The sequence below is a fragment of the Rhizobium indicum genome (assembly GCF_005862305.2).
Lineage (GTDB): Bacteria > Pseudomonadota > Alphaproteobacteria > Rhizobiales > Rhizobiaceae > Rhizobium > Rhizobium indicum.
In genome coordinates this window covers 680,016-698,500 of the sequence record NZ_CP054022.1, presented here as the reverse complement: position 1 = coordinate 698,500, position 18,485 = coordinate 680,016, and the positions used below count along the sequence as shown (strand labels likewise).

Here is an 18,485-nt window from a genome sequence, read left to right as displayed (position 1 = left end):
GGCATCGAGATCAGCGGCTTGCGCCAGCTGATGCAGGCCGAATTCGGGCATGGTAAATGTCAAAAAGACCAACCCGTTGAATGCATTAGTTCCCATCCAGATCAGGAACTGACAGAACCCGCGGCCATTGGCAAGACGTCACGCTGCCGGCGATGACGACAACCCGCTGATAAAACGATTACGCTGAAGGAGCGATTTTACAGCTGTATCCGCCACGCCACAGGTTCAACCGCGGCGATCTTGCCGAGATGCGCGTCATCTGAAGCTTGTAGAGCGCGCCCCAATTCGCGAGCCGCGCAGTCGCCTGCCGAAGGGTCTTAGTGGACCGCTTAAAGAGGACCTTCGGCAGGCAGACAGGTACGCAGGCATACGCACGGGATGGAGTGCGTATGTATGATCCCTTCCATCCGGGGGGTGATGGATGGACGGGCTTGGCTTTGGGACCGTAAACCATCATGGCCTTGGTCGAGATTGATCTTACTGTTCCTCAGCTATGGAGCAATTGTCACGTCCCGATATTGTTGGCCAACCGGCTTTTCGTGACGCAGTCTGGACTGACCTTGCGCAAAATGTATAGGTAAGCACTTGCTTGAAAGCCGCCTGTCTTGCGCAACGAGCTGCGGAAAGTGGATAGAGATCTTCAATTTCTCAATTCGCACCAACGATGGGAACTTCGCATGATGCCACCGGGTGCGATGCGTTCGGCTTTGGGCTGAGCAATGATTTTCTCACTGAGGGCACAAGCGACGGATCGTTTCCAACACGCCTATGTCGACGTCTAGACTACCGGTTTCCACGGCGCTCGCGGGCATCGCTCTGTCTCCGGGGATACGGACTCCCTTGGAGCGCAGCCGTTCCAATTGGGCCTTGGCGCGCGCCGGGAAACCTGCATCCACGGCCGCGGGGAATAGCGCGATCACGGTCATTCCCGCATTCACCGGGTGTTCGCCCGAAAGAAAGTGGCCGGCATCAAGCGACCACGCCGCACCGGAAAGACCCGCGGCGAGCATCTCGACGATAAGGGCGATATTGCCGCCCTTGTAGCCGCCGAAGGGCAGGAGAGCGCCAAGCATCGCCTTGACCGGATCGGTGGTGATTGCGCCGGTCTCGTCGATGGCCATGCCGTGCGCAATCGGCGACTGCGCCTTTGCCGCCTCGGCAAGGGATATGAATGCCGTGGCACTCGTCGCCTGGTCGATGACGAGGGGCGGCAAGGGTTCCGGCAGAGGCACGCCGAAAGCGAGCGGATTGGTGCAGTAGACGGGCTCCCCGCCCTCGGCGGCGGCCATCAAGGCCGGTCCGTTGGCGGCGGCGATGGATATCAACCCGTCTTGAGCCAGGCGCCGGACGTAATATCCCAATTCCCCGGCGGTATAGCTGTTTCTTTGCGTGAGGACGGAAATGCCGAAGGTTTTCACGCGCTTTACGAAGTCGTCGTAAATGAGGTCAAACCCGAGCTGCGCAATACCGCCGTCCGCATCGGCCTGGATCAGGGCCGGCAGCACATGGTCGAAGCGGGGCTTGGCGTCTCCGTTGATCCGCCCGTCGCGCAGGCTCGTGAGATAATCGACGAAATGCGGAAAGCCGAGCTCAGTGCGCCCGAAGCAGGCGGCCGAAAGCGTTGCATCGACGAGCGCCTTCGCCATGGCCGGACTGGCGCCGCAGGCGAGGCAGGCTTCGAGCGCCAGGTGGCGGAGCTCGTCGATCGGCATTCTTATTCTCTGCCCGGCCATCACAGCTCCAATGCGGCTCGTCCGCCCAGGCCGATCAGCGAAAACAGATGCGGGAAGAGTTTTGACAGTGTGATCCCCCGGCGTCAGGCGGCCGACTTCCCAGTTCCGGAGATGGCGATGTGCCTCGCCAACGAAGCGGAAAGACGGCCGCATTTGGAGCTTTAAAGTGCGACCGAGAGGGCGCTGTCGCGTCGGGGAGCCACCTCCTGCGAGTTCACCATCGCGCCCGCGAGCTGGCGGAAGGTGACAAGCCCCAATGCTTCCCCGGATGGTAAAACCACTCTGGCATCGTCGTGCGCCGCCGATGCCAGGATCCGGACGGCGTCTTCTACGGTCGTGCCTGATGCGATCGTCAATCCGCCTGGCACCGCACTGGAATGCGAGGATGTCATGATGGCATCGACCTGGATGACCCGGCCTCGATTGACCTCCTTGACGAAGTTGGCGATGTAGGCGTCGGCCGGACGCAGAACGATGTCCTGGCTGGTGCCCTGCTGGATGACTTCGCCATCGCGCAGGATCGCAATCTGGTCGCCCAGCCGAAGGGCTTCGTCGAGATCGTGGGTGATGAAGACGATGGTCTTCTTGATCTCCTTCTGAATGTCGAGAAGGACCGTCTGCATATCGGTGCGGATCAAAGGGTCGAGCGCCGAATAGGCCTCGTCCATCAGCAGAACCGGCGCATCGTTGGAGAGGGCTCGTGCCAGCCCGACGCGCTGCTGCATACCGCCCGATAGCTGGTTGGGATATTTGCTCTCGAAGCCCTTCAGGCCGACCCGCTCCAGCCAGCCCATGGCGACGTCGACGGCTTTCGAGCGCTCCATGCCCTGCACTTCGCGGCCGAAGATGGTATTGTCGAGAACATTCCGGTGCGGCAGAAGCGCGAACTTCTGAAACACCATTGCCGTCTGGTGCCGGCGAAACGTCCGCAATTCGGTCTCGTTCATTTTCACCACATCGACGCCGTCGACAAGCACTTCGCCGGCGGTTGGATCGATCAGACGGTTGATGTGGCGGATGAGCGTCGACTTGCCCGAACCCGAGAGGCCCATGATGACCTGGATGCGGCCCGAGGGTATCTCGACATTGATATCTTTCAGGCCGAGCACGTGGCCGTGCTTTTCGTTGAGCTCGGTCTTCGACAATCCCTTTTTGACGGCATCGACATGAGCGCCGGGATTGGGACCGAAGATCTTGTAGAGGTGGCGGATCTTGATGCCGCCGAAACGTTGATCAGCCATGGACGATCTCCCGATGCTTCTGGAGCCGTTTGCCATACGCCTGGCTGACCCGGTCGAAGATGATGGCAATGCCGACGATGGCAAGGCCGTTGAAAATACCCAGGGTGAAGTACTGGTTGGCGATCGCCTTCAGAACCGGCTGGCCAAGGCCCTGGACGCCGATCATCGAAGCGACGACGACCATGGCGAGGGCCATCATGATGGTCTGGTTGATGCCGGCCATGATGGTGGGAAGCGCCAGCGGCAGCTGGACCTTGAACAGCTTCTGCGAACTCGACGTTCCGAACGCATCGGCTGCCTCGAGCACGTCCTTGTCGACCAGGCGGATGCCGAGGTCGGTCAGCCTTATCATCGGCGGGATGGCGTAGATGACGACGGCGATCAGTCCCGGCACCTTGCCGATGCCGAGCAGCATGACGACAGGGATCAGATAGACGAAGCTCGGCATCGTCTGCATGACGTCGAGGATCGGATTGATAACGCGCTGCAGCCGGTCGGAACGCGCCATCAATATCCCCATCGGAATGCCGATGGCGATGGAGAGCACGGTACAGACGAAGATCATCGAGACCGTCCGCATCGTATCGTCCCACATGTCGAAATAGCCGATCAACAGCAGTGTGACGAGACAGCCGAGGACGATCTTCAGGCTGCGGCTGGCAAACCATGCGATGACAAGGATGATTGCCGTAATGATCGGCCACGGCGTCTGCGTCATGAAGCGATCGGCGGCGATCAGGAAATGCTGCAGCGGCGAGAAGAGGCTTTCGATCGCGTCGCCATAGGTGCGGGTAAACGTGCGAAAACCGTCATCGATCGCCTTCTTCAGATTGCGAAGGGCGTCGTCATCCATATGCGGGAATTTATAAAACCATTCCATTCGGTTCCCCTTTTTCTTCAAAGAGCCGTGGCAGTCTTTTTGATTTTATCGGCAGCGAGAGGCGGTGCGCATTAAGCGCACCGCAGTAGTCGGCGTTAGAGCATGATGCCGAAAAGTGTGAGCGGTTTTCGGACGACATCATGCTCTCACTATTTAACTTAGAACAGGGTTCAGATTTTAGGCCGAACAGGCCTAAATCATCCTGTTCTAGAGAGCAGCTTCGATCTTCGTGGCTGCCTCAGGCGAGACCCACTTGGTCCAGAGGTCCTTGTTTTCTTTGAGGAAGTGCTTGGCACCGTCCTCGCCGGTTGCCTGGTTGTCGGTCATCCACGCCATGAGCTTGTTGACCGTGTCGTTGCTCCAGGAGCGCTTCGTCAGGTAGTCCATGACTTCAGGGCCGACCTTTTCCGAGAAAGGCTTTGCAACGAGGGTGACGATCTTGTCGACCGGCCATGCATTCGGCTTCGGATCGGGGCAATCGGCGACGGTATTGCAGCGCTTCCATTCGGCGGCGTCGTTCGGAACGCCGGCTTCCAGCTTGACCATCTCATACTTGCCGAGCAGCGCGGTCGGCGCCCAGTAGTAGCCGGCCCAGCCTTCCTTGCGTTCGTAGGCCTTGGAGATCGAGCCATCGAGGCCGGCAGCCGAGCCGGTATCGACGAGGGTGAAGCCGGCCTTGTCGGCTTCGAAGGCCTTGTAGAGCTGCGTGGTCACCACGGTGCCGCCCCAGCCCTGCGGCCCGTTATAGATGGCGCCCTTCTTCGCATCCTCAGGAGCGGGGAAGAGTTCCGGATGCTTCAGCACGTCGCCGATGGTCTTGATGTCAGGATGGGCGTCGGCCAGATATTTGGGAATCCACCAGCCCTGGACGCCGCCATCGGGCAGCGGAGAGCCGACCTGAACGATCCGGCCTTCTTCCGTTCCCTTCTTGACGACGTCGGGCAGCAGGTCGATCCAGGCTTCGGGCGCGATGTCCGGCTGGCCCTTTTCGGCCATCGAGGTGATCGTCGGGACGGTATCGCCGACGGTGATTTCCGCTGCGCAGCCATAACCTTCGTTCAGGATGAACTTGTCGAGGTTGGAGAGAACCTCTGCACTCTGCCAGTTCATGCTGGCGATGGTGACAGTGCCGCATTCGGCGGCGCTGGCGAAAGACGCCCCGCCGATCAGGCCGAACGTCAGACATGTCGATGCGAATAGTTTTTTCATTCTCGTTCCCTCTGTTTAGCGGCCGGTTTTGCTGAGCGGGGCGCCGCAGGACCCACTCCAACGGTTGTCAGGAAGCGTCTCCCATACTCACCGATTTCTTGAATGCCGCCGATAATCCCTCAGCGACCGAAGCGTCGAACCCGGCAACGCGCATGCCTTCGATGGCTGCCGCAGTCGTGCCGCGATAGCCGACAAAGGTTTGAACGACGTCATCGGGACATTCGTCATGGCGCTCCAGCAGGCGGCCGGCGCCTGTGATCACCGTGTTGACGGCGCGCCGCGAAATCTCCGCCGGCAGGCCATTTGCGATGGCGTCGCGCATCATGGCGGCGGCGAGCAATGCGGGGAAAGCCGGTCCGGACCCGGAAAGACCCGTGAGATAATCAATGTCGCTTTCCCTTGCGACCTCGTCCTCAGATCCGCATGCCTCGAAAATAGCACGGACGAGCGCCCGGTCGTCTTCGGTGACATCGCTCGCGCCAATCCATGGCGTATAGGACCTGGCCACTTCGGCGGCGGCGTTCGGCAAAGCGCGGATGACGCGACCGGTGTTGTGGCGCTCGGAAAGTGCGTCCAGGCGGATGGCCGCCATGACCGAGATGACCAGCTTGCCGCCGGCATCGACATCGAGAGCATGCCAGTCATCAGGACGGACGGAAAGGACGATCACGTCCGAGCGGTCGGCAAGCGCCTGATTGTCGGTGGTCAGGAAAGAATTCGGGAAACGGCGCGGCTGCTCACTGCGATAGGAAAGGGAGAGATTTCGAGGTTCGACCAGGCCGGCATCAAGGATAGAGCCGGCGATTGCTCCGCCAAGCCAGCCACCGCCGCCAATGATACCGATCCTCAGGGAAGCGCTCATCCGGCTCTCCCTAACCCGGCCTGTGGCCATGCCGCGAGAAGAAGCGATCGAGCTCCCTCTGCTGCGGCACTTCGCCGGTGTAGATCGCGATATATTCGGGGATCCGTTTCATGCGGACGGCGAGTTCCTCCCTGGCTTGCATGGAGATGTATCCGATCTGCACGAGGTAAGTTGTTCGCGCTCGGACATCTGATGTCGCTTCTGGTAGCCCGAAGCGAATAAACATCCGCTTGAGGGCTTCCAGTCGAAGCTGATCGGCTTGCCGGACCTCGGCGAGAATCTCGTCGGACTGCAGCGCCCAGCTGCGCACGGCGAATTCGAACCTGGCGTCGAACAGATCATTGTTGAGCCAGCAATCGAAGACGTTGAGCATCGCCTCGGCAAGCGATTCCGCATAGGCTTCGGACTGCTTGACGATGTTGCCAGTGTTTTTGTCGCGCCACCGCGCCACGAGCCCGGCCAGCAGTTCCTCCCGGTCCTTGAAGAACCAGTAGAAGCTCGTGCGCGAGAGGTTGAGCTTCTTCGCCAGCGGCAGAATTTTCACCGAATCCACGCCGGAATCGAGCAGCGAGTGGTAAGCTGCTTCCAGCCATCCCTCCTGCGATCCGCGCCAGCCAGTGTCGTTCAAAGCCTGATCCATGGGCTATCTCCTATCAAATTATCAAGCCGCGCACAAGAAAAATGTACATGACTGTCGAAAACGGCGACCCATATGTTTTCAATATTGACACATATGTACATTGTGCTTAGCGTCTCCTCTGACGTTTTTAATCCGGAACCACGGCCCATGTCGAACGATCCCCTTCTTCAGCCCTATCAGCTCAAGCATTTGACGCTACGCAACCGTATCATCGTGACCTCCCACGAGCCGGCCTATCCGGAAGACGGCATGCCGAAGGAGAGGTATCGCGCCTATACGGTGGAGCGGGCAAAGGGCGGCGTGGCCTTGACGATGACGGCCGGCTCGGCCGCGGTTTCCAGGGACAGCCCGCCGGTCTTCAACAACCTGCTCGCCTACAAGGACGAGATCGTGCCTTGGATCCGGGAAATGACCGACGCCGTGCATGAAGAGGGTGCGGCGATCATGATCCAGCTTACCCATCTCGGCCGGCGCACACGCTGGGACAAGGGCGACTGGCTGCCGGTCGTGGCGCCGTCGCATCAGCGCGAGGCCTCCCACCGCTCCTTCCCGAAGAAAATGGAAGATTGGGACATCGAGCGCATCATCAAGGATTTCGCCGACGCTGCGGAGCGCATGAAGGCTGGCGGCATGGACGGTGTCGAACTGGAAGCCTACGGCCATCTGATCGACCAGTTCACGTCGCCGCTTACCAACGAGCTCGACGGTCCCTATGGCGGCTCGCTCGATAACCGTTTGCGCTTCTGTCTCGACGTCTTCAAAGCGATCCGGCAAAGGGTGGGGAACGACTTCATTCTGGGCGTGCGCTACACCGCCGACGAATGTCTTCCCGGCGGCACCGGCAAGGGCGATGGCATCGAAATCTCCAAGCGCCTGAAGGCAAGCGGCCTGATCGATTACCTGAACGTCATTCGCGGCCACATCGATACCGATGCGGGTCTGACCGACGTGATCCCAATCCAGGGCATGGCGAATTCACCGCATCTCGATTTCGCCGGCGAAATTCGCGCCGCAACCAACTTTCCAACCTTCCATGCGGCGAAAATCCCTGACGTCGCCACCGCGCGCCACGCGATCGCCTCCGGCAAGGTCGATATGGTCGGCATGACCCGCGCCCACATGACCGACCCGCACATCGTCCGCAAGATCATCGAAAAGCGGGAAGACGATATTCGTCCCTGCGTCGGCGCCAATTACTGTCTCGATCGCATCTATCAGGGCGGGGCCGCCTTCTGTATCCACAATGCCGCCACCGGCCGCGAACTGACCATGCCGCATATCGTGGCGAAGGCCGAGGCCAAGAAAAAGGTCGTCATCGTCGGCGCCGGCCCGGCCGGTCTGGAAGCGGCGCGCGTCGCCGGAGAACGCGGCCACCAGGTTGTCGTTTTCGAAGCGGCGAGCAATCCAGGCGGTCAGATCCGGCTCACCGCCCAAAGCGAGCGCCGCAGGGAGATGATCAGCATCATCGACTGGCGCATGAGCCAGTGCGAGAAATACGACGTCACCTTCCACTTCAACACCTGGGCGGAAGCCGATACCATCGAGGCCGAGAACCCCGATGTCGTCATCATCGCGACCGGCGGCTTGCCGCATACCGAGGTTCTCGCCAGCGGCAACGAGCTGGTGGTCTCGTCATGGGACATCATCTCCGGCGACGTTAAGCCTGGAACCAACGTGTTGATCTTCGACGATGCCGGCGACCATGCCGGCCTTCAGGCGGCCGAATTTCTCGCCAAGGCAGGCGCCAAGGTCGAGATCATGACGCCGGACCGCTCCTTCGCGCCCGAGGTCATGGCCATGAACCTGGTGCCCTATATGCGATCTCTGCAGAAGCATGACGTGACCTTCACCGTCACCTATCGTCTCGAAGCCGTCGAGAAGAGCGGCAACCAGCTCGTCGCCCATGTCGGCAGCGATTACGGCGGGATTGCCAGGCAGCACAGCTTCGACCAGATCGTCGTCAACCATGGGACCATTCCACTCGATGAGCTCTATTTCGAGCTGAAACCCAACTCGAGCAATCTCGGCGAGATATCGCACGACCAGCTTCTTTCCGGAGAACCCCAGTCCGTCATTCGCAATCCTGATGGCAAGTTCCAGCTGTTCCGGATCGGCGATGCCGTCGCCGCACGCAACACGCATGCCGCCGTCTATGACGGGCTGCGCATCGCGAAAGATATCTGATCGCAAGAGCGGACCGCTTGCCGGCCGATCGTCTGGGGAGGTGATGACATGAGTTTACGCAATGAAAGCCTGCAGAATTTCCTGGATGTGGCTTTCGTGGCTTTTGACCAGTTCGCCAAGGCCCCGGAAGCCCGCCGCTCGATCCGTCAGATTTTTGCAGCGCTGGAGCGCCCGGGAGTCGCGCGTGCGGGAGAGGGAAGCCGATTGCCCCTGTGCGCTCAGCTTGATGTGGCGCTCTCGATCGATACGTCCTATCCTTCGCTGATGCGATTGATCGACGGGTTCAAAGGCATCGAGCCAATGCTTGAATGGCGTCGGCGCACCAAGTATGACCACACGGCCAGCGACAATTTTGTCGATGGACATGCCAATGCGATGATTATCGGCCCGGGAGGATTGGAGGAGCGGAGCGACCTGTGGATCGGCGTGACGTTGATGGCGCCGCAGGTGCGCTATCCCGACCACGTTCATGCGCCAGAGGAGGTCTACCTCGTACTGTCCGAGGGAGAGTTCCAGCAGGGGGAAGGGAACTGGTTTTCGCCTGGTATCGGTGGATCGTTCTACAATGTCCCTGGCATCAGACATGCCATGAGGTCGCTCGACACGCCGCTCTTCGCCTTCTGGCTATTGCTTGCCGAACGGCCGCACTGACGACTAGAGCATGATGCCGAAAAGTGTGAGCGTTTTTCGGACGACATCATGCTCTAACTATAGAATTTAGAACAGGATTCAGATTTTAGGCCGACCCCAAAATCATCCTGTTCTATCAGTCTAGAAATAAAAGGGGGGTTGCCCATGAAGATTCTCGTGCCCGTCAAACGGGTTGTCGACTACAACGTGAAGATCCGGGTGAAGCCGGACGGCACGGGTGTCGAGCTTGCCAATGTGAAGATGTCGATGAACCCGTTCGACGAGATCTCGGTGGAAGAGGCGTTGCGGCTGAAGGAAGCCGGCAAGGCCGAGGAAGTGGTCGTCGTCTCGATCGGTCCTGCCAAGGCCGAAGAGACGCTGCGCACCGCACTTGCCATGGGCGCCGACCGGGCGATCCTGGTCGAGACCGACGATGCGGTCGAGCCGCTGACTGTCGCCAAGATCCTCAAGGCTGTGGCCGATGCCGAACAGCCGGGGCTGATCATCGTCGGCAAGCAGGCAATCGACGACGATTCGAACCAGACCGGCCAGATGCTGGCGGCACTGCTCGGAACTGCCCAAGCGACCTTCGCCTCGAAGATCGAGATCGGGGATGGCAAGGCTCAGGTGACCCGCGAAGTCGATGGCGGCCTGCAGACGATCGAGATCAAGCTGCCGGCTGTTGTGACCACCGATCTGCGCTTGAATGAACCGCGCTATGCCTCGCTGCCTAATATCATGAAGGCGAAGAAGAAGCCGCTCGACAAGAAGAGCCCTGATGATTTCGGCGTCTCGACCACGCCACGCCTGAAAGTGCTGAAGACCGAGGAGCCGTCGGGCCGCAAGGCCGGCGTCAAGGTCAAGTCGGTCGCCGAATTGATCGACAAGCTCAAAAACGCAGCCGGCGTGCTGTAATCAGCTGGGAACAGGAGCCATCATCATGACCATTCTTCTTCTGGCTGACCACGACAATGCCAGCCTGTCTGATCAGACCGCCAAGACGCTGACGGCAGCCACCAAGATCGGCGGCGACGTGCATGTGCTCGTCGCCGGCAAGGCTGCCAAGGCTGCTGCCGAACAGGCGGCCAAGCTTGCCGGCGTCTCCAAGGTGCTGCTGGCCGAAAGCGACGAACTCGCCAACAATCTGGCCGAACCGCTGGCCGACCTGATCGTTTCGCTGGCGGGTAGCTACGATACCATTGTCTCGGCTGCCACCTCGGTCGGCAAGAATGTGCTGCCGCGGGTCGCTGCTCTTCTCGATGTCGCCCAGGTCTCGGAAATCATCGAAGTGATCTCTGCTGACACCTTCAAGCGGCCGATCTATGCCGGCAATGCCATCCAGACGGTACAGGCGAGCGATGCCAAGAAGGTGATCACCGTGCGCACCGCCTCCTTCGCCTCTGCACCGGAAGGCGGCTCGGCAACGATCGAGGCGATCCCGGCGGTTTCCGATTCGGGGCTGTCGACCTTCGTCGGCGATGCGCTGTCGGCCTCCGACCGTCCGGAACTGACGTCGGCGAAGATCATCATCTCCGGCGGCCGGGCACTCGGCTCGGCCGAGAAGTTCAGGGAAGTCATCCTGCCGCTTGCCGACAAGCTGGGTGCTGCCGTCGGCGCAAGTCGTGCTGCCGTCGATGCCGGTTATGCGCCGAACGACTGGCAGGTCGGCCAGACCGGCAAGGTGGTGGCGCCGCAGCTCTACATTGCCTGCGGCATTTCAGGGGCCATCCAGCATCTGGCCGGCATGAAGGATTCGAAGGTCATCGTCGCCATCAACAAGGACGAGGAGGCGCCGATCTTCCAGGTCGCCGACTACGGACTGGTCGCCGATCTCTTCGACGCCCTGCCGGAATTGCAAAAGGCGCTCTAGCGGGGGGGACCGAACGTGGTGCGCGTCGTGGGACGTCCAATCAAACCTGGTGCCGACCTTCTCCTGAACGATGACGAAAAGCCGGCATACATACGGCTGCACGACATCGGGAGGGAGAGGCGCTCTCGGCCGCTGCAGGAATTCCTCAATGATGTCGGCGGGCTGATGCTGTCGGCGGAGGCTCCTGCCGTCGCCAGCTTTGTCGCGGGCAAGGTTCTCCAGAGGCTGCTCAAGACCGGCAAGGTGCGTCCGGAGGGCGGGCCTCTTCCCGGCGCGCCGGAAGGGCTGGATGACGCCATCGGCCATCTTGCGAAATCCGGACGGAAATACGAGGCGATCGCCGGCCAGTTCCAGAGTCTCGCCGATAAGCTGCTCTGGAGACGCGGCCGCTCCGGTCCGTTCGCAAGCCTGAATTTTGGCAATACGCACTCCCATGCGGTCTTGGTCGGTCCCGGCGGCATGGAGGAACGCGCCGATCTCAGGGTCGGCGTGATCTATATGGATCGCTATACAAGATTTCCCGATCATGTTCAGACGCAGCCCCGCGCTTTCATTCTGCTTTCGCCGGGTGAAATCTGCCTTGGCAATTCCCAATGGTTTTCTGCCGGTATCGGCACGGTCTTTGCGAACGACGCCGGGCAATCCTTCGCGATAAGATGCACAGCCCGGCCACTGCTGGCGGTCTGGTGCCAGGTTGAGCGGGAGATGTGATGGGGTCCTTGGCGACGACAATGGGTCCGAGATGAACGAAAAGCTCGAACGCCAGAGCTTGAAGTCTCGGCGGTAACGCAGCGAAGCAGATCGGCGAGAAGCCGGTCGATCCGAATATGCAGCATCAGAATTCAATTTAAGAGGAAGGATATCAACATGGACGTTCGCGCCGCCGTTGCCGTTCAGGCAGGAAAACCGCTCGAAGTGATGACCGTGCAGCTGGAAGGCCCGAAGGCCGGCGAAGTGCTGGTGGAGGTCAAGGCGACGGGCATCTGCCACACCGATGATTTCACTTTGTCAGGCGCCGACCCTGAGGGCCTCTTCCCGGCGATCCTCGGCCATGAGGGTGCCGGCATCGTCGTCGATGTCGGCCCCGGTGTCACTTCGGTGAAGAAGGGCGACCACGTCATTCCGCTCTACACCCCGGAATGCCGCGAATGCTATTCCTGCACCTCGCGCAAGACCAATCTCTGCACCTCGATCCGCGCGACCCAGGGCCAGGGCGTGATGCCGGACGGCACCTCGCGCTTCTCGATCGGCAAGGACAAGATCCATCACTATATGGGCTGCTCGACCTTTTCGAACTTCACCGTGCTGCCGGAGATCGCCCTTGCCAAGGTCAATCCCGACGCGCCGTTCGACAAGATCTGCTACATCGGTTGCGGTGTCACGACCGGTATCGGCGCTGTCATCAACACCGCCAAGGTCGAGATGGGCGCGACGGCGATCGTCTTCGGGCTCGGCGGTATCGGCCTCAACGTTCTGCAGGGCCTGCGTCTTGCCGGTGCCGACATGATCATCGGCGTCGATATCAACCCTGACCGCAAGGCATGGGGCGAGAAGTTCGGCATGACCCACTTCGTCAATCCGAAGGAGGTCGGCGACGACATCGTGCCCTATCTCGTCAACCTGACCAAGCGCCACGGCGACCTGATCGGTGGGGCCGACTATACGTTCGACTGCACCGGCAACACCAAGGTGATGCGCCAGGCGCTGGAAGCGAGCCACCGCGGCTGGGGCAAGTCCATTATCATCGGCGTTGCCGGCGCCGGCCAGGAAATCTCCACCCGTCCGTTCCAGCTGGTCACCGGCCGCAACTGGATGGGCACCGCCTTTGGCGGCGCGCGCGGGCGCACCGACGTGCCGAAGATCGTCGACTGGTACATGCAAGGCAAGATCCAGATCGATCCGATGATCACCCACACCATGCCGCTCGAAGATATCAACAAGGGCTTCGAGCTGATGCACAAAGGCGAAAGCATCCGCGGCGTGGTCGTGTACTGAGCCATGAAGACGATCTCGACCGAGAATTCTCATGGCGGCACCCAGGGCGTTTACGTCGATCGCTCGGATGTCTGCGACTGCGACATGACCTTTGCGGTATTCCTGCCGCCGCAGGCCAAAGCACGGAAGCTGCCGGTTCTATGGTACCTTTCCGGTCTGACCTGCACCCATGCGAACGTCATGGAAAAGGGCGAGTATCGGCGACTTGCCGCAGAACTCGGCATGATCATCGTCTGCCCCGACACCAGTCCGCGGGGCGATGCCGTCCCGGACGAACCTGGCAATTGGCAGTTCGGCAAGGGTGCCGGCTTCTACGTCGACGCGACCGAGCCGCCATTCGCACAGAACTATCGGATGTACAGCTACGTCGTCGATGAATTGCCGAAGCTTATCGCGGCCGAGTTTCCGGTCGACATGGACCGCCAGGGAATCTTCGGTCACTCGATGGGCGGACATGGCGCGATCACGATCGCGCTCAGGAACCCCGAACGCTTCGGCAGCTGCTCGGCTTTCGCGCCGATCAGCCATCCCTCGGTCTCCGGCTGGTCAAAGCCGGCATTCCAGAAATACCTTGGATCGGATGAAACGGCCTGGCGGGCATATGATGCCTGCTCGCTCATCGAAGACGGGCACCGGTTCCCGGAATTCCTCGTCGACCAGGGGACGGGGGATAGCTTCCTGGAGGATGGATTGCGCCCCGAAGAGCTCAGGCAAGCCTGCGAGACTGCCGGCATCAGCCTGCGGCTTCGCATGCAGGAAGGCTACGGCCACTCCTACTTCTTCATTTCGACATTCATGGAAGACCATCTGCGCTGGCACGCACGGAGGTTGGGAGACTGATTGCAGAGCTTGGCCGGGCATATCGCAAACGGCCCAGAAGGGGAGGAGAAACCCATGACCAGCATAGCCATACATCCGGCAGTGGATTCAGGCTTTCGGGCGACTGACGCTGCTTTCACAGGCGGGACGCTCGTCTGCAAGTGCACCAGCAACCCCGTGAAGGTCAGGATCAAGGGCGATATCGCTCACAATCACGCCTGCGGCTGCACGAAATGCTGGAAGCCCGAAGGTGCAGTGTTTTCGGTCGTGGCAGTTGCGCCGACCGAAAGCGTCGAAGTTCAGGAGAATGACGACAAGCTCGCCGTCGTCGATTCCACAGCCTTGATCCAGCGCCACGCCTGCAAGGAATGCGGCGTGCATATGTATGGACCGGTCGTGCGCGAACATCCGTTCCAGGGATTGTCGTTCGTCCATCCGGAACGCTTTCAGGAAAGCGGCTGGGCGAAGCCAGGCTTTGCGGCCTTCGTGTCGTCGATCATCGAAAGCGGCTTCGACCCTGCCAAGATGGACGCTGTCAGGGCACAACTGAGGACGTCCGGCCTCGAGCCTTACGATTGCCTAAACCCTGGCCTTATGGACTACATCGCAACCTGGATGGCCAAGAAGAGCGGCGTCCTGGCCGCGTGATTTGACCCCGGGGAGCGCCGGCGGGGCGCTCCCCAGCAAAACCGCCGCCATCCGGATATCGAGATATTCCGTGATGGCCTGCGCCCTGCTCAGGCTAGCCGGCTCGAAGCCGAGGGAAACATTGGACAAACCCATTTTCATTGACGATCATGATCCGCTAGAACAGGATGTCGTCCGAAAACCGCTTCACACTTTTCGGCATCATGCTCTGGCGCATGTCTTTCGGATTCGATGAGTACGTTCTTACAGGCGGCAGGGGGATGAATATGCGATCCGGGCAGCATCGGCACGGAGACGACGCCGCGAGGTCGGCTGAGCGGCTCAAGGTGGGCTTCGTCCTGGCGCGATCGTTCACGCTGTCCGCCTTCGCGCTCTTCGTGGATACGCTGCGGCTTGCCAGCGACGAGCAGGATCGTTCCGGAAGGGTCCTTGCCGACTGGCAGGTGATCGGCAGCACGCGGCACCTGATCACCTCGAGTTGCGGCGTCCAGGTCGCTCCGACGTCCGATTTCGTCGATCCGTCGAAGTTCAATTATATCGTCGTCGTCGGCGGCCTTCTGACGGTGGAGAACCCTGTCGACCAGGAGACCATCGCTTTTCTCAAGCAGGCGGACGCCAAGAAGGTGCCGCTGATCGGCGTGTGCACGGGTTCGTTCATTCTGGCTGCGGCTGGCCTGATGAAGCGGCACGAGTCCTGTGTGAGCTGGCTGCATTATAAGGAGTTTCGGGAGCGGTTTCCCGACCTCAGCGTTCGCTCCGATCGGCTCTTCAATCTCGATCGCCAGCGCGGATCATGCGCAGGCGGCAGCAGCTCCGCCGACATGGCGGCGTTGCTGGTCCGAAAATGTATCAGCCGCGACGCCGAACGAAACGCGCTGGAGGTCCTTCAGATCGAAAAGGCGCGGGCTCCGGCCGACATACAGCCCCGGCGTCCGCTCTACGACGATTATGACGACGCCCGCGTCAAGGCGGCGATGATTACGATGGAGCAGTTCGTCGATGGCAGCATGTCTATCCAGAAGCTTGCCGCCACGGTTGGCCTGTCGAGGCGGCAACTGGAGAGGATCTTCATCGACAAGACGGGGATGTCTCCTGCCAAGGCCTATAATCGTGTTCGCATGGAGCGAGCGAAGTCGATCCTTGCCCAGTCGAAGGCGCCGCTGATCGAGATTGCGCTGGATGTCGGCTTTGAAAACGCCTCGCAGTTCACGAGAACCTTCAAGCGCACATTCGGGCAGACACCGTCGCAGCATCGTGCCGCTTCGAGAGCGCACTAAAGCGCGTCGCAATCTTTCAGATTCGCTCCTCGCGCTTTAGCTCTTTGTTCTCACGCATGTCGTTGTCGCAAACCGCTGCACAGTTTTGCGCGACCTGCTTTTTCAGATCTCTTCCCACGGAAACGTGTCCAGCCGCTCGGCTCCCCTTGCCGTGATCAAGGCCTGGGTTTCCAGCTTGATGCTCTCGGATCCGGCTTCGGCAATCAGGCTTTCGACGTTGAGAACCATGTTCTCCTCGATGATGCCGCTGAAATCAGGGTCGAAATCCGGATGCAGAAGGATCCCCGGCCATTCATCCGCCATTCCGGTTCCGTGCAGAGCAAGCGTGTATCGATAAGGCTGGTATTTCTCCGGAATCCGCCACGAGATTTCGTTGAATTCCTGGAAAGTCATCCCAGGCCTGATGATTGAAAGATTGTGCTCGATCTGATCCCTGGCTGCCGCATAAAGTTCCTTCTGCTTCCCCTTCATTGCCACGTGTCCCGCTGTCCACGACCGCGAGAGATCGGCACAATAGCCGTAGGGTCCGATCATGTCGGTGTCGAAGGATATCATCTCCCCGCGTTTGACGACGTAGTCCGAACATTCCTGATACCAGGGGTTTGTTCTCGGGCCTGCGGTCAAGAGCTTGGTCTCCAGCCACTCGCCGCCGCTGCGTGCGTTTTCGAAGTGAAGCTCGGCCCAGATCTCTCTTTCGGTGCGGCCCGGCTCGGACACCTCGTACATCCGCGCCATGCCTGCTTCGCAGACACGGATCGTCCATCTCATCAACTCGATTTCATCGGCGCTCTTGATGGATCGCGCCCGCTCGGCCAGCTCCTGACCGTCTAAGAGGATGAAGCCGCGATCCCGCAATTCGAACGCGCCGGCGGGTTCGAGCCTGTCCACCGCCACGCGTTTATTGCCGCCATTGCGGCTCACGAGGTCCGCGACCTCGTCCGCCCAGGCTTTCAGGCGGGGTTCGATAAGGTTGCCTGATGTGAAGAATATCCATGATTTCGCCGGCCGGATCTCGTCGATGCCGGGAAGCCCGTCATTGACGTGCTCGGCGCCTTCGAATTCGAAAAGTATGGCCGGACCATCGGCGAGAATCAGAGCGTAGCGCGAGGCGTTGTGCATCGTCCATATGCTCATATTCGATGAATCGAAGGCATATCGGACGTTGACGGGGTCGTAGAGAAGCAAGGCGCCGCAGTCCCATTCGCGCATTTTCCTGCGCAGGCGCTCCAGACGATAGCGGCGAGCCCGGTCGAGCGTCGTGGCCGGCACAGGACTGATAAGAGGCCGGTCGGCTCCTTCAGGATTGAGGTATGCCTGCTTTCGCTCGTCCTTGAAGACCGTCGAGCCGGTCAACTCGGCGGAATCGCTTTCCTCTCGCAGCATCTCAGTCAGTCCCTGTTGTCGGTGAGTGACAGTGTCAGCGCTCGATTACCAGATCGCTGAGCGGTTTGGAGCAACAGGGCAGGAAGAAGCCGGCGTCGATTTCCCGCTGACGAATTCCGCCATTGTGGTTCATGTCGACCGTGCCTGACGTAAGCTTCGACTTGCAGGTGCCGCAGACGCCATTCGCGCAGGACGACGGGATCCTGACGCCTGACTTCTTCGCACAAGAGAGCACGCTCTGGTCGCCGGAGACGTCGATGCTGCGGGCCTGCTTCGAGAAGGTGACCTGAAAGACCCTCGCAGCTGCCTCCTGAACCGCAGGGATTTCGGGTTCGTCGATGACGGCTGCGTCGAAGCTTTCCTCCAGGTAGTTCGCGCCGGGCACGCCGAGCTCGGCGGCAATGGTGCGCGCGGCGGCCATGAACGGGGCGGGGCCGCAGCACATCACGGTTCGCTCAGTGATATCGGGAACGGCAAGCCGCATGTAGTCTTTCGAAATGCGACCGGTCAGACCGGGCCAGGACGGCTCGCCGGCCACGGTCTCGGGCAAGAAATGAAGGCGAAGGCCTTTCAGCCTGCGGGCGATGCAGGCCAGTTCGTCGCGAAAGATCAGATCCTGCGGCGTCCGTCCCGCGTGCATGAAGACGACGTCGGCAGGTTCGCAACTGTCGGCGAGTTCCCGCAGAATGGACATGACGGGGGTAATTCCGGAGCCGCCCGACAAAAGCAGAAGCTTGCGTCCAGACGTCTCGGGCCTGACGAAGTGGCCGAGCGGCCCGTTCGCCTTGATGGTCGCGCCGGGAACCAGGGTGTCGTGAAGCCAGTTGGAGATCTTTCCGCCGGGAACGCGCTTCACCGTCACGGAGAAGGCGTTTGTCCGATGCGGCGAGGAGGAGATGCTGTAGCACCTGTTTTCAGCGTCTCCATTATGTTCCAGGTCGAACAGAAAATACTGCCCTGCCTTGAACACGAACCGCTTGCCCTCACGCGAGGCGAAGGTGAAGGTCTTGACGTCGTGGGTTTCCTGCTGGACGTCAAGGCAGACGAGCGCGTCGTCTTCTTCCGGGTTCCAGACGTCGTGAAGGGCGGCCCTGGCTGCGGGCATCTGCGGGCT

The 18,485-nt window shown here is 60.5% G+C and carries 17 protein-coding genes; 9 read left to right on the top strand and 8 right to left on the bottom strand.

Annotated elements, in window-relative coordinates:
* Positions 1 to 728: 728 nt before the first annotated feature.
* From FFM53_RS27620 to FFM53_RS27595, 6 genes are all read right to left on the bottom strand, one after another.
* Positions 729 to 1,733: an Ldh family oxidoreductase gene (locus FFM53_RS27620; protein ID WP_138388624.1), complete on the bottom strand. Its 1,005-nt coding sequence runs from the start codon at positions 1,731 to 1,733 to the stop codon at positions 729 to 731.
* A 161-nt stretch (positions 1,734 to 1,894) separates the two neighbouring features.
* Positions 1,895 to 2,974 (bottom strand): quaternary amine ABC transporter ATP-binding protein, encoded by a 1,080-nt coding sequence (locus FFM53_RS27615; protein WP_138388625.1) that lies wholly within the window; start codon positions 2,972 to 2,974, stop codon positions 1,895 to 1,897.
* Positions 2,967 to 3,854: an ABC transporter permease gene (locus FFM53_RS27610; protein ID WP_138388626.1), complete on the bottom strand. Its 888-nt coding sequence runs from the start codon at positions 3,852 to 3,854 to the stop codon at positions 2,967 to 2,969. Before FFM53_RS27610 ends, FFM53_RS27615 begins: the two co-directional genes overlap by 8 nt.
* Positions 3,855 to 4,061: 207 nt before the next feature.
* Positions 4,062 to 5,063, bottom strand: a complete 1,002-nt coding sequence (locus FFM53_RS27605) for an ABC transporter substrate-binding protein (protein WP_138388627.1) — start codon at positions 5,061 to 5,063, stop codon at positions 4,062 to 4,064.
* 67 nt (positions 5,064 to 5,130) lie between these two features.
* The gene (locus FFM53_RS27600) at positions 5,131 to 5,925 is read right to left on the bottom strand and encodes a pyrroline-5-carboxylate reductase family protein (protein WP_138388628.1); all 795 of its coding nucleotides are present in this window, start codon (positions 5,923 to 5,925) and stop codon (positions 5,131 to 5,133) included.
* A gap of 10 nt (positions 5,926 to 5,935) precedes the next feature.
* Positions 5,936 to 6,565 (bottom strand): TetR/AcrR family transcriptional regulator, encoded by a 630-nt coding sequence (locus FFM53_RS27595; protein ID WP_138388629.1) that lies wholly within the window; start codon positions 6,563 to 6,565, stop codon positions 5,936 to 5,938.
* Positions 6,566 to 6,712: 147 nt separating this feature from the next.
* Between FFM53_RS27595 and FFM53_RS27590 the strand changes: the two genes are divergently transcribed.
* The 9 genes from FFM53_RS27590 (at position 6,713) to FFM53_RS27550 (ending at position 15,988) form a co-directional block, all read left to right on the top strand.
* Complete coding sequence (locus tag FFM53_RS27590) at positions 6,713 to 8,749, top strand: NADH:flavin oxidoreductase (protein ID WP_138388630.1); 2,037 nt, start codon at positions 6,713 to 6,715, stop codon at positions 8,747 to 8,749.
* Positions 8,750 to 8,797: 48 nt separating this feature from the next.
* The gene (locus tag FFM53_RS27585) at positions 8,798 to 9,400 is read left to right on the top strand and encodes a dimethylsulfoniopropionate lyase (RefSeq protein ID WP_138388631.1); all 603 of its coding nucleotides are present in this window, start codon (positions 8,798 to 8,800) and stop codon (positions 9,398 to 9,400) included.
* Positions 9,401 to 9,544: 144 nt separating this feature from the next.
* On the top strand, positions 9,545 to 10,294 hold the full coding sequence (locus FFM53_RS27580; protein WP_138388632.1) for an electron transfer flavoprotein subunit beta/FixA family protein: 750 nt from the start codon (positions 9,545 to 9,547) through the stop codon (positions 10,292 to 10,294).
* Positions 10,295 to 10,319: 25 nt separating this feature from the next.
* Entirely contained in the window at positions 10,320 to 11,249 is a 930-nt protein-coding gene (locus tag FFM53_RS27575) for an electron transfer flavoprotein subunit alpha/FixB family protein (RefSeq protein ID WP_138388633.1), read from the top strand.
* A 15-nt stretch (positions 11,250 to 11,264) separates the two neighbouring features.
* Complete coding sequence (locus FFM53_RS27570; RefSeq protein WP_138388634.1) at positions 11,265 to 11,960, top strand: dimethylsulfonioproprionate lyase family protein; 696 nt, start codon at positions 11,265 to 11,267, stop codon at positions 11,958 to 11,960.
* A gap of 156 nt (positions 11,961 to 12,116) precedes the next feature.
* Positions 12,117 to 13,244, top strand: a complete 1,128-nt coding sequence (locus FFM53_RS27565) for an S-(hydroxymethyl)glutathione dehydrogenase/class III alcohol dehydrogenase (protein WP_138388635.1) — start codon at positions 12,117 to 12,119, stop codon at positions 13,242 to 13,244.
* 3 nt (positions 13,245 to 13,247) lie between these two features.
* Entirely contained in the window at positions 13,248 to 14,084 is an 837-nt protein-coding gene (gene fghA, locus FFM53_RS27560) for an S-formylglutathione hydrolase (RefSeq protein WP_138388636.1), read from the top strand.
* Positions 14,085 to 14,138: 54 nt separating this feature from the next.
* Positions 14,139 to 14,711: an S-(hydroxymethyl)glutathione synthase gene (gene gfa / locus FFM53_RS27555; protein WP_138388637.1), complete on the top strand. Its 573-nt coding sequence runs from the start codon at positions 14,139 to 14,141 to the stop codon at positions 14,709 to 14,711.
* A gap of 266 nt (positions 14,712 to 14,977) precedes the next feature.
* Positions 14,978 to 15,988: a GlxA family transcriptional regulator gene (locus FFM53_RS27550; RefSeq protein ID WP_138388986.1), complete on the top strand. Its 1,011-nt coding sequence runs from the start codon at positions 14,978 to 14,980 to the stop codon at positions 15,986 to 15,988.
* A gap of 102 nt (positions 15,989 to 16,090) precedes the next feature.
* On the opposite strand, the gene FFM53_RS27545 is transcribed toward FFM53_RS27550, so the two are convergent.
* Complete coding sequence (locus FFM53_RS27545; RefSeq protein WP_138388638.1) at positions 16,091 to 17,371, bottom strand: M24 family metallopeptidase; 1,281 nt, start codon at positions 17,369 to 17,371, stop codon at positions 16,091 to 16,093.
* 34 nt (positions 17,372 to 17,405) lie between these two features.
* On the bottom strand, positions 17,406 to 18,476 hold the full coding sequence (locus FFM53_RS27540; RefSeq protein WP_173883664.1) for an FAD-binding oxidoreductase: 1,071 nt from the start codon (positions 18,474 to 18,476) through the stop codon (positions 17,406 to 17,408).
* Between the last annotated feature and the right edge of the window lie 9 nt (positions 18,477 to 18,485).

What these genes read in the sequence shown, in the direction of transcription:
- FFM53_RS27620 (WP_138388624.1), bottom strand. Translation starts at nt 1,733, where the DNA reads ATGGCCGGGCAGAGAATAAGAATGCCGATCGACGAGCTCCGCCACCTG.
- FFM53_RS27615 (WP_138388625.1), bottom strand. Translation starts at nt 2,974, where the DNA reads ATGGCTGATCAACGTTTCGGCGGCATCAAGATCCGCCACCTCTACAAG.
- FFM53_RS27610 (WP_138388626.1), bottom strand. Translation starts at nt 3,854, where the DNA reads ATGGAATGGTTTTATAAATTCCCGCATATGGATGACGACGCCCTTCGC.
- FFM53_RS27605 (WP_138388627.1), bottom strand. Translation starts at nt 5,063, where the DNA reads ATGAAAAAACTATTCGCATCGACATGTCTGACGTTCGGCCTGATCGGC.
- FFM53_RS27600 (WP_138388628.1), bottom strand. Translation starts at nt 5,925, where the DNA reads ATGAGCGCTTCCCTGAGGATCGGTATCATTGGCGGCGGTGGCTGGCTT.
- FFM53_RS27595 (WP_138388629.1), bottom strand. Translation starts at nt 6,565, where the DNA reads ATGGATCAGGCTTTGAACGACACTGGCTGGCGCGGATCGCAGGAGGGA.
- FFM53_RS27590 (WP_138388630.1), top strand. Translation starts at nt 6,713, where the DNA reads ATGTCGAACGATCCCCTTCTTCAGCCCTATCAGCTCAAGCATTTGACG.
- FFM53_RS27585 (WP_138388631.1), top strand. Translation starts at nt 8,798, where the DNA reads ATGAGTTTACGCAATGAAAGCCTGCAGAATTTCCTGGATGTGGCTTTC.
- FFM53_RS27580 (WP_138388632.1), top strand. Translation starts at nt 9,545, where the DNA reads ATGAAGATTCTCGTGCCCGTCAAACGGGTTGTCGACTACAACGTGAAG.
- FFM53_RS27575 (WP_138388633.1), top strand. Translation starts at nt 10,320, where the DNA reads ATGACCATTCTTCTTCTGGCTGACCACGACAATGCCAGCCTGTCTGAT.
- FFM53_RS27565 (WP_138388635.1), top strand. Translation starts at nt 12,117, where the DNA reads ATGGACGTTCGCGCCGCCGTTGCCGTTCAGGCAGGAAAACCGCTCGAA.
- fghA (WP_138388636.1), top strand. Translation starts at nt 13,248, where the DNA reads ATGAAGACGATCTCGACCGAGAATTCTCATGGCGGCACCCAGGGCGTT.
- gfa (WP_138388637.1), top strand. Translation starts at nt 14,139, where the DNA reads ATGACCAGCATAGCCATACATCCGGCAGTGGATTCAGGCTTTCGGGCG.
- FFM53_RS27550 (WP_138388986.1), top strand. Translation starts at nt 14,978, where the DNA reads ATGCGATCCGGGCAGCATCGGCACGGAGACGACGCCGCGAGGTCGGCT.
- FFM53_RS27545 (WP_138388638.1), bottom strand. Translation starts at nt 17,371, where the DNA reads ATGCTGCGAGAGGAAAGCGATTCCGCCGAGTTGACCGGCTCGACGGTC.
- FFM53_RS27540 (WP_173883664.1), bottom strand. Translation starts at nt 18,476, where the DNA reads ATGCCCGCAGCCAGGGCCGCCCTTCACGACGTCTGGAACCCGGAAGAA.